We start from the raw sequence: 14,070 nt of genomic DNA on the forward strand, positions 1-14,070 counted from the left end.
ACCCCGACACCCTCCACCAGACCCCCATCGGCGTCTTCCGGAGCGTGGAACGACCCGTCTACGACACCCTCATGGCCGACCAGCTCGACACAGCCGTCGACCAGCGCGGCAAGGGCGACCTGGCGACCCTGCTCGCCGGCTCCGACACCTGGACCGTGATCGGCTGAGGCACCCGGCCGACGACCGCGAGCCCGGACCCCGCTAGGGGGTCCGGGCTTCGTCGTACGCCGCCCGGGCCCGCTGCACCTCGCCGGTGCGGCGTTCCGTCCAGCGGGCCAGGCCCCACACCTGCTCGGCGGCCTCCCGGCCCAGCTCCGTCAGGGAGTAGTCCACGTGCGGCGGGATCACCGGGTGCGCGTGGCGCCGTACGAAGCCGTCGCGCTCCAGCGTCCGGAGGGTCTGGGCGAGCATCTTCTCGCTGACCCCGCCCACCTCCCGGCGCAGCTCGCTGAACCGGTACGAGCGCTCCACCAGGGCGGCGAGGACCAGTACGCCCCAGCGGCTGGTGACGTGCTCCAGGATCCCGCGCGACGGGCACATCGGGGCCTTCACACTTACGTCCATGCCAGTACCTTACTTTGAAGTGGGTACTTACGAATAGTTAGCGCTCTCCATACGCTGGTGTCATCACCCCGCAGGACCCCGAAAACCCACGCACCAGGAGCGCATCATGAGCATCGTCGTCACCGGAGCCACCGGATCCCTCGGCCGCCTCGTCGTCGAGGAACTGCTGCACCGGGTCCCGGCCGCCGAGCTGGCCGTGGTCGTACGCAGCGCGGAGAAAGCGGCCGACCTGGCCGCGCGCGGCATCGACGTACGGATCGCCGACTACGGCGACCCGGCCGCCCTGGCCCGCGCCTTCCGGGCCGGCGACCGGGTCCTGCTGATCTCCGGCAGCGAGGTCGGGCGGCGGATCCCGCAGCACACCGCCGTGATCGAGGCCGCCGCGGCGGCCGGGGTCGCCCAGCTGGCCTACACCGGCATCCTCGGCGGGCCCGAGGCCGACTTCGAGCTGGCCGCCGAGCACAAGGCCACCGAGCGGGCCATCCTCGACTCGGGGCTGCCCCACACCTTCCTGCGCAACGGCTGGTACCACGAGAACTACACCGCCCAGCTCCCCGTCGTCCTGGAGCACGGTGCGGTCGTCGGCAGCGCGGGCGAGGGCCGGATCGCCTCGGCGGCGCGGGCCGACTACGCGGCGGCCGCCGCGGCGGTGCTGACCGGCGAGGGCCACCTGGGCCGGGTCTACGAGCTGTCCGGGGACACCGCCTGGAGCCTGGCAGAGTACGCCGACGAGGTGGCGCGGCAGTCCGGCCGGGAGGTCTCGTACGCCGCCGTCCCGGCCGACGCGCACCTGACGGTGCTGACCGGCGCCGGGGTGCCCGAACCCTTCGCGGCGATCCTCGTCGACGTGGACGCGGCGATCTCGCGCGGCCGGCTGGCGGGGACCAGCGGTGACCTGTCGCGCCTGATCGGGCGCCCGACGACGCCGGTGGCGGAGGCCATCGCCACCGCCCTGGCCTGATCCCGACCCTCCCGCCCCCGCGGTGTCATGAGTATCTCCCCGGAACGGGCATGACAGCAGCGCCGTACGGCGATACCGTCGTGAGGTTGTGAGATTGGCCGGAAGTCGCACTGGAGGGCCCGTGAAGGCGGAGAACGAGCAGCGCACGGGTTTGCTCTACGGATTCGGCGCATACGGGATGTGGGGGCTCGTCCCCCTCTTCTGGCCCCTGCTCAAGCCCTCCGGGGCGATCGAGATCCTCGCCCACCGCATGGTCTGGTCACTGGCCGTGGTCGGCATCGCGCTCCTCGCGCTGCGCCGCTGGGGCTGGATCGCCGAGATCGCCCGGCAGCCGCGCAAGCTCGGGCTGACGGCCCTTGCGGCGGCCGTGATCAGCGTGAACTGGGGCCTCTACATCTGGGCGGTCAACAACGGCCAGGTCGTCGAGGCCAGCCTCGGGTACTTCATCAACCCGCTGGTCACCATCGCCATCGGCGTCCTGGTGCTGGGCGAACGGCTGCGCCGGGCCCAGTGGGCGGCGGTGGGGATCGGCTTCGCCGCCGTGGCGGTGCTGTCCATCGGCTACGGGCGGCTGCCGTGGATCTCGCTCACGCTGGCCTTCTCCTTCGCCGCCTACGGGCTGATCAAGAAGAAGCTCGACATGGGCGGACTGGAGTCGCTGGCCGCCGAGACGGCACTGCAGTTCCTGCCCGCCCTGGGCTACCTGGTCTGGCTGGGCGTACAGGGGCGGTCCACCTTCGCCGCAGAAGGGCTCGGGCACTCGGCGCTGCTGGCCGCGACCGGACTGGTCACCGCGATCCCGCTGGTCTGCTTCGGGGCGGCCGCGATCCGGGTGCCGCTGTCCACGCTGGGGCTGCTCCAGTACCTGGCGCCGGTGTTCCAGTTCGCGCTCGGGGTCGTCTACTTCCACGAGGCGATGCCGCCGGAGCGATGGGCCGGCTTCTCGCTGGTCTGGACCGCGCTGGTGCTGCTGACCTGGGACGCGCTGCGGACCGCCCGGCGCTCGCGGGCCCTGCTCGCCGAGGCGTCCGCCACGGCGGCGGCCGGGGCCGTGCCCGCGTCCGCATCCGGGGCCGGCCCCGGAGGGGCTCCGGCCGCGTCCGGCACGGATCCGGCTCCGAGCCGCGAACCCGCGTAACCGCACAGCGATACACCACACGATCCCCGGTACGGAACATCCGTACCGGGGATCGTCCGTTTTCCGAACTACCCTGACCGGATTGTGGTCTTGACGGATAGTCATACTCTCGCTGAACATCAGGCTCGCACTGACGCACCAACGCTCACCTGCACGATTCCCGCACGTTCCGTCTCATCCCCAACGGATCATCCCAACGGAATCCCGGAGCCCCCACATGAGCCTGTCCGTCTCCCGGCGTCTTGCCGCCGCGTCCGCCCTCGCGGTCGCGGGGCTGCTGGCCGCCACCTCTCCCGCCGCGCTCGCGGCACCCACGGCCGTCACCGCGGCGCCGACCCCGCCGGACATCCCGCTGGCCAACGTCAAGGCGCACCTGACGCAGCTCCAGACCATCGCCACCAACAACGGCGGCAACCGCGCCCACGGCCGGGCCGGCTACAAGGCCTCGATCGACTACGTGAAGGCCAAGCTGGACGCGGCGGGCTTCACCACCAGCCTGCAGACCTTCACCTCCAGCGGCGCGACCGGCTACAACCTGATAGCCGACTGGCCGGGCGGCGACCCGAACTCGGTCCTGATGTCCGGCTCCCACCTGGACTCGGTGACCTCGGGCCCCGGCATCAACGACAACGGCTCCGGCTCGGCGGCCGTCCTGGAGGCGGCGCTCGCGGTGTCCCGCGCGAACCTCCAGCCGACGAAGCACCTGCGCTTCGGCTGGTGGGGCGCGGAGGAGCTGGGCCTGGTCGGCTCGAAGTACTACGTCAACAGCCTGCCGGCGGCGGAGAAGGCGAAGATCTCCGGCTACCTGAACTTCGACATGATCGGCTCGCCGAACCCGGGCTACTTCGTCTACGACGACGACCCGACGATCGAGCAGACCTTCAAGAACTACTACGCGGGCCTCGGCATCCCCACCGAGATCGAGACCGAGGGCGACGGCCGCTCCGACCACGCGCCGTTCAAGAACGCCGGGATCCCGGTCGGCGGCCTGTTCTCCGGCGCCGACTACACCAAGACGGCCGCCCAGGCCCAGAAGTGGGGCGGCACCTCCGGCCAGGCCTTCGACCGCTGCTACCACTCGTCCTGCGACACCACGGCGAACATCAACGACACCGCCCTGGACCGCAACGCCGACGCCATCGCCTACGCGATCTGGAACCTCGGGGCGGCCACCCCGGTCCCGCCGGGCCCGTCCTTCGAGAACACGGCGGACGTGAACATCCCGGACTCCCCCGCCGCCGCGGTGACCTCGCCGATCACGGTCTCGGGCGTCACGGGCAACGCTCCGGCCACCACCAAGGTCGACGTGAACATCGTCCACACCTACCGCGGCGACCTGGTGATCGACCTGATCGCCCCGGACGGGACGGCGTACCGGCTGAAGAACTCCAGCTCGGACTCCGCCGACAACCTGGTCACCAGCTACACGGTGAACGCCTCCAGCGAGGTCGCCAACGGCGTCTGGAAGCTCCAGGTCAAGGACGTGGCCGCGCAGGACGTGGGCTACATCAACAGCTGGAAGATCACCTTCTGACCGAGAACCGGCAGACTGGTCTAGACCTCTAGGGCTCCGGCGTGATCTGATCGGATCATGCCGGAGCTGATCGCCGCCCTGTTCACACTGCTCGCGCAGGCCGCCGCCGCCGTCAACCCCGCACTCCTGGTGCGCAGACGGCGGCGGCTCCGCCGGCTCGCGGACCACGCCCGGGGCCTCGCCGTCCGCGTCCCCTGCGACCTGCGGGACGGCGCACTCACCGACGGCCGGTGGCGCGAGGGGCACCTGGAGCTGCCGCCGGGCGGCGCGGCCGGCCCCGTCCACTGGTACGCCGAGGGCGCCCCGGCCGCCCTGCCGGCCGGCTTCCCGCCCCTGGAGCCGGTCTCCGCGGACGAGCTCGGCGTCGCCTTCCGCTCGGAGGACGGCGCCACGGAACTGCGGCTGCACCCCGACGAGGCCCCGATGGTGCTACGCGTCCTCCGCGCCGGGGCGTAGCGAGGCGGACAGCGGCTCCTGGATGCGGGCGCGCAGCTCCTGGGCGACCGCGGCCACGTCCGCGCGGCCCAGCTTCGCGGCCTCCACGAGGTCGCCGAGCTCCTCGGGCGAGGGCAGCTGCTTCGCGCCGGCCACCCGCAGGTACGAGCGGGTCGCGGCGGCTGCGTAGAACTCGTTCATCGGGGATTCCAGCGCGGGGCAGACGGCGAGCGTGTGCAGGAAGGCCGCGGCCCGCCAGGCGGTGTCGGGGGCGGGCTGCTCCGGGACCATGACCAGGTCGTTCTGGTGCCGGGCGACGGCTGCGGCCACCCCGGAGGGGTCCCAGACGGCGGGATCCGACGGCAGATGGTGGGCCAGCGCGGTCCAGGCCCACTCCATGGTGATCTTCAATTGCCGAACCGCTCCTGGAAGTAGCCCCAGTGGTCGGCGAACTCCTCGATGCCGGTGAGGAACGTCTCGCGGTCCTCGTCGAGTTCGCGTTCCGTGACCTCGGTGATGAGCGCGGTGACCGTCGTCCCCAACGCCGCCGCGCGCGCCTTGAGGCGTTCGTGGAACTCTTCGTCCAGGCGGATGGTGACGTGTCTCGACATGTCCATCACCGTACAGCGGGACCGCTGTACGCAGGAGGGGAACGGCAGAAGGGTGGCCCGGGACACAGGTCCCGGGCCACCCCCGTGCCGTGGCGGCTACTTGGCGGAGTCGGCCGTCTTCACCAGCTGGTCCTTGGTGACCGCGCCGACGTAGACCTTGCCGTCGTCCGTGATCAGCGCGTTGACCAGGCGGGTCGAGAAGACCCGGCCCTCGCCGAACTTCCCGGTGACCTTGTCGCCGAGGGAGTTCAGGAACTGCTTGGCCTCCTTGGGCGCGTTCTTGTCGTTCTCGAGTTCCTTGAGGGACTTGCCGGACTTCCCGGCCTGGCCCGCGCCCGAGTCGATGCGCGCGACCGTGGACCAGCCCTCGCCGAGGACCTTCACGTCACCCTTTCCGTTCGCCCCGCCCGTCAGGTCACCGAGGCCGGGGAAGGACTCCAGCGCCTTGAACGGCTTGTCCTCCTTCTGCCCCTTGCCGTGCTCGGTGCCCTCGGTCACCTTGGCGCCCTTCGGCGGGGTGAACGTGAAGGCGTCGGCGGCCGGCTTGGCGAAGTCCACCTGGGTGAAGCCCGCGTCGACGATCGGCTTGCCGCCCTGGCTGGACAGCAGCTGGATGCGCAGCGGCACGCCGTTCTTGGCGTCGACCGCGATCTGCACCGAGCCGACGGTGGAACCGCTCTGCTTCGGCTTGAGGACCAGCTGGTAGGCGTCGCGCCCGGCGACCTGCGCGGTGTCGCCCACGCTGATGTCGGTGGTGGGGCCGGCGGCCTTGAGGACCTCCTGCGCCAGCTCCTGCGGCGAGGCCGGGAGGCGCTCGGCGGTCTTCTTGTGGTCCTGGCCGGCGCCCCGGGCGTCCTTGTCGTGGAAGACCTCGTTGGACTTGGAGTCGTAGCCCCAGACGTCCTGGCCGTTGTGGACGAGGGTGTACTCGTCCTTGCCGTCGAGGAAGGTCAGCTTCTGGCGGTCGGGGCCGTCGGCCGCGACGCGGAAGGTGTGCGTCCCGTTCGCCAGCTGCGCGATCTTGTCCTCGGGGTTGGCCGAGCCGCCCGCGACCCCGCCGCCGCCCAGCAGCCCGGAGGCGAGCTTCGGCAGTCCGAGGTCGGTGGTGATCTTGGCGGTGCCGGAGAGCTGCTGCACCTCGGAGGCCGCGACCTTCTCGATCAGCTGCTGCGCCGTCACCTTGGGCAGGTCCGGGCCTCCGGCGTTGGCGAAGGCCGGGACCATCGCGACGGTTGCCGCCGCGACACCCGCCACGGCTACCGGTACGGCGTACCGGGCGGCCTTGCGCGAGGTCTTCGTGTTCGCTGCCATTGAATGCCCTGCCCTCTGTGTCTTCGGCGGCGGCCCCCGTGGCGCCGCACTCACCCGATCCGGTGGGGTTCGATGACTCCATCTGACCAAATCGGGGCGCCGGGGGCGTCAGTCCCCGGAATCAACTCCGCGTACGACCGTGGGATGACACGGGAAGGGCCCCTCCACCCGGACCCGTAGGGGTCGCGAGGCGGAGGGGCCCGTTCCGCAACAAATGGCGGCAGGGTCAGCCCGCGCGGTGGACCACCGCGTCGCACAGCTCTTCCAGCGCCGACTTCGCGAAGCACTCCGGCAGCGGGGCGAGCGTGGCGCGCGCGTCCTCCGCGTACTGGACGGTGTCGCGGCGGGCCCGCTCCAGCGCGGGGTGCACCCGCAGCCGGGCCAGGACCTCGGCGTGCCGGGCGTCGTCCGTCAGGTCGCCGTCCAGCAGGGCGACGAGCTCCAGGTCCTCCGGGCGCCGGTCCCGCTCGGCCATCTCGCGCAGCCGCAGCACGGGCAGGGTCGGGATGCCCTCGCGCAGGTCGGTGCCCGGGGTCTTGCCGGACTCGTGCGAGTCGGAGGCGATGTCGAGGACGTCGTCCGCGAGCTGGAAGGCGGTGCCGAGGCGCTCGCCGTACTGGGTCAGGATGTCGACGACGGACTCGTCGGCACCGGACATCAGCGCGCCGAAGCGGCCGGAGACGGCGATCAGCGAGCCGGTCTTGCCGGCGATGACGTCCAGGTAGTGCGCGACCGGGTCGCGGCCGTCGCGCGGACCGGCCGTCTCCAGGATCTGGCCCGTCACGAGCCGCTCGAAGGCCTCCGCCTGGATGCGCACGGCCTCCGGCCCGAGGTCCGCGAGGATGTGCGACGCACGGGCGAACAGGAAGTCACCCGTCAGGACGGCCACGGAGTTGCCCCAGCGGGCGTTCGCGCTCTCCACCCCCCGGCGCACGTCCGCCTCGTCCATGACGTCGTCGTGGTAGAGCGTCGCCAGGTGGGTGAGCTCCACGACCACCGCGGACGGGACGATCCCGGGCGCGTAGGGGTCGCCGAAGCGGGAGGCCAGCATCACCAGCAGCGGCCTGAACCGCTTGCCTCCGGCGCGCACCAGATGCTGCGCGGCCTCGGTGATGAAGGGGACTTCGCTCTTGGTGGCCTCCAGCAGACCCGCCTCGACGGCGGCCAGTCCGGCCTGGACATCGGTCTCAAGAGCCTGGTCCCGCACGCTCAGTCCGAACGGCCCGACGACGGTCACGAGGGGTACTCCTGTCTGCTGACGATCACGCTGACGATCACATGGATTGTCGATGTGTCGCTGCCATCACTCAAGCCAGCGTATCCGGTCTGTTTTCGATCACCGAGAGCGCCTGTCCGGTTGCCGCACACGCGCAGTCCGATCCACCCCGGTATGTTCGGTGAAAGCCGAAACAACCGGAGAATGCGTTTTGTCCAGAACTGCCACCGAAACAGACGAGCCCGGAGACCCCGGGGCGGACCAGCCGCCGCCCTCGGACGACCACGCCTTCCTCGGGCACCCCAGGGGCCTGGCCACGCTCTCCGGGCTGGAGGTCTGGGAGCGGTTCTCCTTCCTGGGCATGCAGGCCATCCTCGTCCTCTACTTCGCGGACACGGTGGCACACGGCGGCCTCGGCATGGACCCGGCCACCGCCGCCTCCGTCTCGGCGGCCTACGGCACCATGGTCTACCTCGTGTCCGTGGCCGGCGGCTGGCTCGCCGACCGGATCCTCGGCTCCTACCGCGCCGTCCTGGCCGGCGGCATCCTGATCGCCTGCGGCCACTACGCCATGGCCGTGCCCACGGCCGCCATGACCTGGACCGGCCTCGGCCTGATCAGCGCCGGTACCGGCCTGCTCAAGCCCAACGTGGCCAGCATGGTCGGCAGGCTCTACCGCACGGACGACGAGCGGCGCGACGCCGGGTTCGCCCTCTACTACACGGGCATCAACATCGGCGCCTTCGCCGGACCGCTGGTCACCGGCTGGCTCGGCGAACACCAGGGCTGGCACTGGGGCTTCTCCGCCGCCGCCGTCGGCATGACCGCGGGCCTCGTCCAGTACGTCCTCGGCCGCCGCCACCTCGCCGGGCGCAAGCACTCCGCCGAGTACGCGCTCGCCCCCGACGCGATGCGGACCGCCGTCCGGCGGATCGCCGGCGGGTGCGTCGCCTTCGCCGCACTCGCCACCCTCCTGGCGGGTATCGGCTGGTTGACGATGGGCCGTTTCGTCGACCTGCTGACCCTCGTCTCGGTGATCGCCCCGGTCGTCTACTTCGCGCTCATGTTCCGCAGCCCACGGGTGACGCCCGAGGAGCGCGGACGCCTGCGCCCGTACGTGGTGCTCTTCCTCGCCTCCGTCGCCTTCAACTTCATCCTCTTCCAGGCCTACTCGACGATGATGCTGCTGGCCTCGACGAACGCCCGGACCGAGATCCTCGGCTTCCACTTCCCCGCCGGCTGGTACGCCTCCGCGCTCGGCGCCTTCGAGGTGGCCCTCGCCCCGCTGGTGGCGGCGCTGTGGGTGCGGATGGGCCGCCGCCAGCCGCACGCCTCCAACAAGATCGCCATCGGCGTCGTCCTGGGCGGCCTGTCCTTCCTGCTGATGGTCTGGCCGACCTCCGGCCACGACGGCGGCGCCTACCGGATGGCCGCCTGGTGGATCGTCGGCTCCTACCTGCTGCTCGCGCTCGGAGACGTCCTCCTGGAGACCTCCGGGATGTCCGCCACCACGAAGCTCGCCCCCAGCGCGTACGCGAGCCAGACGATGGCCCTGTGGTTCCTGTCGCTGGCGCTCGCCAACGGCATCCAGGCCCAGGTGGTCAAGGTGTACGGCCAGGTCTCCAACCCCGTGTACTTCGGCGTCAACGGCGCCGTCGCGGTCGCCGCGGGCCTGGCCGTGGTGGCCGCGGCGCCCTGGCTGCGCCGCACGATGCATCCCGTCCACTGAGGGGCCGGTGAAGGAACCCGATGATCATCCGTACCGACTTCCCGTACGCCACCGTCCACGAGGATGTCCGGATCCCGATGGCGGAGGGCATCGAGCTGTACGCCCGGATCTGGCGCCCGGTCACGGACGAGCCCGTCCCGGCCCTGCTGGAGTACCTCCCGTACCGGCTGACCGACTGGACCGCGCCCCGCGACCGCCAGCGCCACCCCTGGTACGCCGGGCACGGCTACGCCTCCGTACGGGTCGACGTGCGCGGCCACGGGTGCAGCGGGGGCCGGCCCGGCGACGAGTACGACGCACGGGAACTGGCCGACGGGGTCGCGGTGGTGGAGTGGCTGGCGGCGCAGCCCTGGTGCACGGGGGCGGTGGGGATGTTCGGGATCTCCTGGGGCGGCTTCAACAGCCTCCAGATCGCCGCGCTCGCGCCCGAGGCGCTGAAGGCCGTCGTCACCGTCTGCTCCTCGGACGACCGCTACGACAACGACGTGCACTACATGGGCGGATCGGTACTGGCCGTGGACATGCACGCCTGGGCCGCCACCATGCTGGCCTTCTCCTCCCGCCCGCCGGACCCGCGCTACGCGGGCGACGGCTGGCGCCGGATGTGGCTGGACCGGCTGGAGGGCGTGGAGCCGCTGATCCACACCTGGCTCTCGCACCAGACCCGCGACGCGTACTGGCGCCACGGCAGCGTCTGCGAGGACTACGGGGCGATCGGCGCGGCCGTGCTCGCGGTCGGCGGCTGGCACGACCCGTACCGGGACACGGTGCTGCGGCTGGTCTCCCGCCTGCCCGCCTCCCGGGTGCGCGGCCTGATCGGCCCCTGGTCGCACCAGTACCCGGACCGGGGGCTGCCGCCGGGGCCGGCGATCGGCTTCCTCCAGGAAACCCTGCGCTGGTGGGACCACTGGCTGAAGGGCGCCGACAACGGGGTGATGGACGAGCCCCTGCTGCGCGCGTGGATCAGCGGCCCGCACCGCCCCGCCACCGTGTACGACCGGCTGCCGGGCCGCTGGGTCGGGGAGAAGGCGTGGCCGTCGCCCTCGGTCGTACCCGTCTCGTACGGGCTCCAGGGCGCGCCGGTGGCCGTGGCCTCGCCGCAGCACACCGGGCTGGACGCCGGGCGCTTCTTCCCCTTCGGCAACGACGCCGACCTGCCGCCGGACCAGCGGGAGGAGGACGCGAAGTCGGCGTGCTTCGAGTTCCCGGTGGCCGACGGCGAGCCCGTGGAGATCCTGGGCCGGCCCTCGGTCACCCTGCGGCTGCGGATGGACGTCCCGTACGGGCAGGTCGTGGCCCGGCTCTGCGACGTCGCCCCCGACGGGGCGTCCACGCTGGTCACGCGCGGGGCGCTGAACCTGTCGGCGCGGCAGGGCCGGGACCGGGCGGTGCCGTGGCGGGCGGGCTCGTACGAGGACGTCACCTTCGAGCTGAACGGCATCGGGCACTCCTTCCCGCCGGGGCACCGGATCCGGCTGGCGGTGTCCTCCGCGTACTGGCCGTGGATCTGGCCGCGGGCCGGCTCGGAGGCCGGCTGGACCCTGGACCCCGCGGGCAGCACCCTGGAACTCCCCATCCGCGGCTCGGCCTCCCCCCTCGACGCGGGGATCGCCTTCGAGCCGCCGGAACAGGCGGAGCCGCTGGGGGTGGTGCACCCCGAGACGCTGGACGCGCCGCGTCCGGAGCGGGTCGTCGTACGGGACGTCGCGCGCGGGGTGTGGCGGCTGGAGGTGGACCCCCGGTACGGGGGGACGCGGGTGTACCCGGACGGGCTGGAGTACGAGGAGGACGCGGCCGAGGTGTACGAGATCCAGCAGTCGGACCCCCTCTCCGCCCGCACCCGCTCCGAGTGGCGGATCCGGCTGCACCGGCCGGAGGAGGGCTGGGACGCGCGGGTGGAGACCCGGTCGGAGATCTCCTGCGACGAGGGCGGCTTCCTGACGGAGAACGAGGTCGTCTGCCGCGAGGGCGACGAGGTCGTCTTCCACCGCACCTGGCAACGCCGCATCCCGCGCGCCGCGGGCTGAGCCGCCCCCTTCGTGACGCGCCGCCGCCTTCTCCACGCGCCGCTCGCGCGGCCCGGCCCCGGGGCGGGTGGCCGGTGCCGGTGGGCGGGTGCGGGTGGTGGGCCGCTGCGCGGGGCGGGGTCCCCTACCCGCCCTTCGCCCGTTCCCCGGGCTGCGCCCGGACCCCTCCTTGGGGGCTCCGCCCCCAGGCCCCCGCACGCCTCAGCACCGACGGACGGAGTCCGGCGCAGCGGCGCGAAGCCGGTGAGGCCGCCCGCGGCCGAGCCGCGGGCGGTGCGTGAAGAACGGGGTGCGGCGCGTCAGGAATAGAGGCGTTCCAGGACGACCGCGATGCCGTCCGCCTCGTTCGACAGGGTGACCTCGTCGGCGACGGCGACCAGCTCGCGGTGCGCGTCGGCCATCGCCACCCCGTGGGCGGCCCAGGCGAACATCGGGATGTCGTTCGGCATGTCGCCGAAGGCGATCGTCGACTCCGCCGCGACCTCCAGGACGGACGCCGCCCGCGCGAGCCCGGTGGCCTTGTCGACGCCCGGCGGCTGGAGTTCCACCGTGTGCTCCCCCGCCATGGTGACGTTCACCAGGTCGCCGACCACCGACCGTGCCACCCGCGTCAGTTCGTCGTCGTCCAGCCGCGGATGCTGGAGCAGCACCTTGTTGATCGGCGACGACCACAGCTCGCCGCGCCCGCGGACCCGCACCATCGGCAGGTGCGGGTGCGGCATCCGGTAGCCGGGGCCCACCAGCATCTCCGCGTCCAGCCCCTCCTGGTTGACGGCCACGTACACCTCGCCGATCTCCGCCTCGATCTTCCCGAGCGCCACCTCGGCCAGGCCCCGGTCCATCGCGACGGAGTGCAGCAGGATCCCGCGCGCCGCGTCGTACACCTGCGCGCCCTGCCCGCACACCGCGAGCCCCGAGTAACCAAGGTCATCCAGGACGTGCCGGATCTGTGGGACCGGGCGGCCGGTGACGACGATGTGCCGGGCGCCGGCCGCGCGCGCCGTCGCGAGCGCCGCGCACGAGCGGGCGGAGACGGTGTCACCGGCGCGCAGCAGAGTCCCGTCCAGGTCGGTGGCGATCAAGGCATAGGGGAGGGCGGAAGTCACCCGGCCAAGGATACGGACCCCCTCGGACAAGTCCTATGAATAGTGCCCTAATCCGGCCTCCCACAGACCCCAACAGCCACGTAACGTGTCAGCCAGCCCCCGGGACACCCCCGGCCCCCCTCGAAAGCGAGGCAGCACCCCATGCCCCAGCAGAGCCCCCTCGATGTCCCCGAGGGCGACCCGTTCGGGCCGCACAACCTCCCCTACGGCGTCTTCTCCACCCCGGCGGAGCCGGAGCGCCGCCGGGTCGGCGTGCGCATCGGCGGGTACGTGCTCGACGCGGGGGCCGTGGCCGTCGCGCTCGGGTCCCCGTACGCCGGGCTGCTCGCCCAGGGTTCGCTGAACCCGCTGCTGGCCGCCGGCCGCACCGCCTGGCGGGACGTGCGCCGCGCGCTGACCGCCTGGGTCACCGACCCCGGTCACCGCGGGACGGTCGAGCCGCACCTGCTGCCGCTCGACGAAGTGGAGCTGCACCTGCCGTACGAGGTCGCCGACTACGTCGACTTCTACGCGAGCGAGCACCACGCCACCAACGTCGGACGGATCTTCCGCCCGGACGGCGACGCGCTCACCCCCAACTGGAAGCACCTGCCCATCGGTTACCACGGCCGGTCGGGGACCATCGTGGTCTCCGGCACCGACGTGGTGCGGCCCTCCGGGCAGCGCAAGGCACCCACCGACCCCGCGCCGGTGTTCGGGCCGTCCGTGAAGCTCGACATCGAGGCCGAGGTCGGCTTCGTCGTCGGCACCCCCTCCCAGATGGGCCGTCCGGTCGGGCTCGGCGACTTCGAGGACCACGTCTTCGGGCTGTTCCTCCTCAACGACTGGTCCGCGCGCGACATCCAGGCCTGGGAGTACGTGCCGCTCGGCCCCTTCCTCGGCAAGTCGTTCGCCACCTCCGTCTCCGCCTGGGTCACCCCCCTGGAGGCCCTGGACGCGGCCCGCGTCGCCCCGCCCGCCCGGGACTTCCCGCTGCTGCCCTACCTGGACGACTCCGACGTCGACCGCCCCGGCGGCTTCGACCTGCGCATCACGGTCTCCATCAACGGGCAGGAGGTGGCCCGGCCGCCGTTCGCCTCGATGTACTGGACCGCCGCCCAGCAGCTGGCCCACATGACCGTCAACGGCGCCTCGCTGCGCACCGGCGACGTGTACGGCTCCGGCACGGTCAGCGGCCCGGAGGTCGACGAGCGCGGCTCCCTGCTGGAGCTCACCTGGAACGGCCGTGACGCCGTCGAGCTCGCCGACGGCAAGCGCACGTTCCTGGAGGACGGGGACACCGTCACCCTCACCGCGTGGGCCCCCGGCGCCGACGGCACCCGCGTCGGCCTCGGCGAGGTCACCGGCCGCATCACCGCCGCCTGACAGGACGGAAGGGGGGAGGGGCGGCGGGGGTACGCCGCCCTTCTCCGCCCCTCCGCCGCCCCCTTACTCCGCC

13 protein-coding genes and 1 pseudogene are annotated in these 14,070 nt (G+C 72.3%); 8 read left to right on the plus strand and 6 right to left on the minus strand.

Annotation, left to right across the window (positions count from 1 at the left end):
* Positions 1–167, plus strand: a pseudogene (locus tag ACZ597_RS28935) (2-oxoacid:ferredoxin oxidoreductase subunit beta); the annotation flags it as partial.
* A gap of 34 nt (positions 168–201) precedes the next feature.
* Here ACZ597_RS28935 and ACZ597_RS28940 read toward each other — a convergent pair.
* On the minus strand, positions 202–564 hold the full coding sequence (locus ACZ597_RS28940) for a winged helix-turn-helix transcriptional regulator (RefSeq protein WP_471336031.1): 363 nt from the start codon (positions 562–564) through the stop codon (positions 202–204).
* Positions 565–670: 106 nt separating this feature from the next.
* Between ACZ597_RS28940 and ACZ597_RS28945 the strand changes: the two genes are divergently transcribed.
* The 4 genes from ACZ597_RS28945 (at position 671) to ACZ597_RS28960 (ending at position 4,653) form a co-directional block, all read left to right on the plus strand.
* On the plus strand, positions 671–1,525 hold the full coding sequence (locus ACZ597_RS28945) for an NAD(P)H-binding protein (protein ID WP_471336034.1): 855 nt from the start codon (positions 671–673) through the stop codon (positions 1,523–1,525).
* 121 nt (positions 1,526–1,646) lie between these two features.
* A complete protein-coding gene (gene rarD, locus ACZ597_RS28950; RefSeq protein WP_471336037.1) occupies positions 1,647–2,663 on the plus strand; it encodes an EamA family transporter RarD in 1,017 nt (338 codons plus the stop codon).
* Between the two features lie 217 nt (positions 2,664–2,880).
* Positions 2,881–4,197 carry a M28 family metallopeptidase gene (locus tag ACZ597_RS28955; RefSeq protein ID WP_471336040.1) on the plus strand — a complete coding sequence of 439 codons (1,317 nt, stop codon included), beginning with the start codon at positions 2,881–2,883 and terminating at the stop codon, positions 4,195–4,197.
* Positions 4,198–4,254: 57 nt separating this feature from the next.
* Positions 4,255–4,653 (plus strand): hypothetical protein, encoded by a 399-nt coding sequence (locus ACZ597_RS28960; RefSeq protein WP_471336042.1) that lies wholly within the window; start codon positions 4,255–4,257, stop codon positions 4,651–4,653.
* Here the strand turns inward: ACZ597_RS28960 and ACZ597_RS28965 are convergent.
* From ACZ597_RS28965 to ACZ597_RS28980, 4 genes are all read right to left on the minus strand, one after another.
* A complete protein-coding gene (locus ACZ597_RS28965; RefSeq protein WP_241253341.1) occupies positions 4,627–5,043 on the minus strand; it encodes a hypothetical protein in 417 nt (138 codons plus the stop codon). The genes ACZ597_RS28960 and ACZ597_RS28965 overlap by 27 nt on opposite strands.
* On the minus strand, positions 5,040–5,243 hold the full coding sequence (locus tag ACZ597_RS28970) for a hypothetical protein (RefSeq protein WP_471336044.1): 204 nt from the start codon (positions 5,241–5,243) through the stop codon (positions 5,040–5,042). Before ACZ597_RS28970 ends, ACZ597_RS28965 begins: the two co-directional genes overlap by 4 nt.
* A gap of 96 nt (positions 5,244–5,339) precedes the next feature.
* Positions 5,340–6,554 (minus strand): LolA family protein, encoded by a 1,215-nt coding sequence (locus tag ACZ597_RS28975; RefSeq protein WP_471336047.1) that lies wholly within the window; start codon positions 6,552–6,554, stop codon positions 5,340–5,342.
* 226 nt (positions 6,555–6,780) lie between these two features.
* Positions 6,781–7,791: a polyprenyl synthetase family protein gene (locus ACZ597_RS28980; protein WP_471336050.1), complete on the minus strand. Its 1,011-nt coding sequence runs from the start codon at positions 7,789–7,791 to the stop codon at positions 6,781–6,783.
* A 190-nt stretch (positions 7,792–7,981) separates the two neighbouring features.
* Here ACZ597_RS28980 and ACZ597_RS28985 point away from each other — a divergent pair, with 190 nt between their 5' ends.
* Both ACZ597_RS28985 and ACZ597_RS28990 read left to right on the plus strand, forming a co-directional pair.
* Entirely contained in the window at positions 7,982–9,499 is a 1,518-nt protein-coding gene (locus ACZ597_RS28985) for a peptide MFS transporter (protein ID WP_471336053.1), read from the plus strand.
* 20 nt (positions 9,500–9,519) lie between these two features.
* On the plus strand, positions 9,520–11,526 hold the full coding sequence (locus ACZ597_RS28990; protein ID WP_471336056.1) for a CocE/NonD family hydrolase: 2,007 nt from the start codon (positions 9,520–9,522) through the stop codon (positions 11,524–11,526).
* A gap of 299 nt (positions 11,527–11,825) precedes the next feature.
* On the opposite strand, the gene ACZ597_RS28995 is transcribed toward ACZ597_RS28990, so the two are convergent.
* Entirely contained in the window at positions 11,826–12,632 is an 807-nt protein-coding gene (locus ACZ597_RS28995) for an HAD family hydrolase (RefSeq protein WP_471336059.1), read from the minus strand.
* 141 nt (positions 12,633–12,773) lie between these two features.
* Here ACZ597_RS28995 and fahA point away from each other — a divergent pair, with 141 nt between their 5' ends.
* Entirely contained in the window at positions 12,774–13,997 is a 1,224-nt protein-coding gene (gene fahA / locus ACZ597_RS29000) for a fumarylacetoacetase (protein WP_471336063.1), read from the plus strand.
* Positions 13,998–14,070 lie beyond the last annotated feature (73 nt).

This window comes from Streptomyces sp. NPDC040718 (assembly GCF_055593565.1).

Bases quoted from the DNA above. Each gene is read 5' to 3' on its own strand.
- ACZ597_RS28970 (WP_471336044.1), bottom strand. From the start codon at position 5,243: ATGTCGAGACACGTCACCATCCGCCTGGACGAAGAGTTCCACGAACGC.
- ACZ597_RS28975 (WP_471336047.1), bottom strand. From the start codon at position 6,554: ATGGCAGCGAACACGAAGACCTCGCGCAAGGCCGCCCGGTACGCCGTA.
- ACZ597_RS28990 (WP_471336056.1), top strand. From the start codon at position 9,520: ATGATCATCCGTACCGACTTCCCGTACGCCACCGTCCACGAGGATGTC.
- ACZ597_RS28940 (WP_471336031.1), bottom strand. From the start codon at position 564: ATGGACGTAAGTGTGAAGGCCCCGATGTGCCCGTCGCGCGGGATCCTG.
- ACZ597_RS28960 (WP_471336042.1), top strand. From the start codon at position 4,255: ATGCCGGAGCTGATCGCCGCCCTGTTCACACTGCTCGCGCAGGCCGCC.
- ACZ597_RS28945 (WP_471336034.1), top strand. From the start codon at position 671: ATGAGCATCGTCGTCACCGGAGCCACCGGATCCCTCGGCCGCCTCGTC.
- fahA (WP_471336063.1), top strand. From the start codon at position 12,774: ATGCCCCAGCAGAGCCCCCTCGATGTCCCCGAGGGCGACCCGTTCGGG.
- ACZ597_RS28955 (WP_471336040.1), top strand. From the start codon at position 2,881: ATGAGCCTGTCCGTCTCCCGGCGTCTTGCCGCCGCGTCCGCCCTCGCG.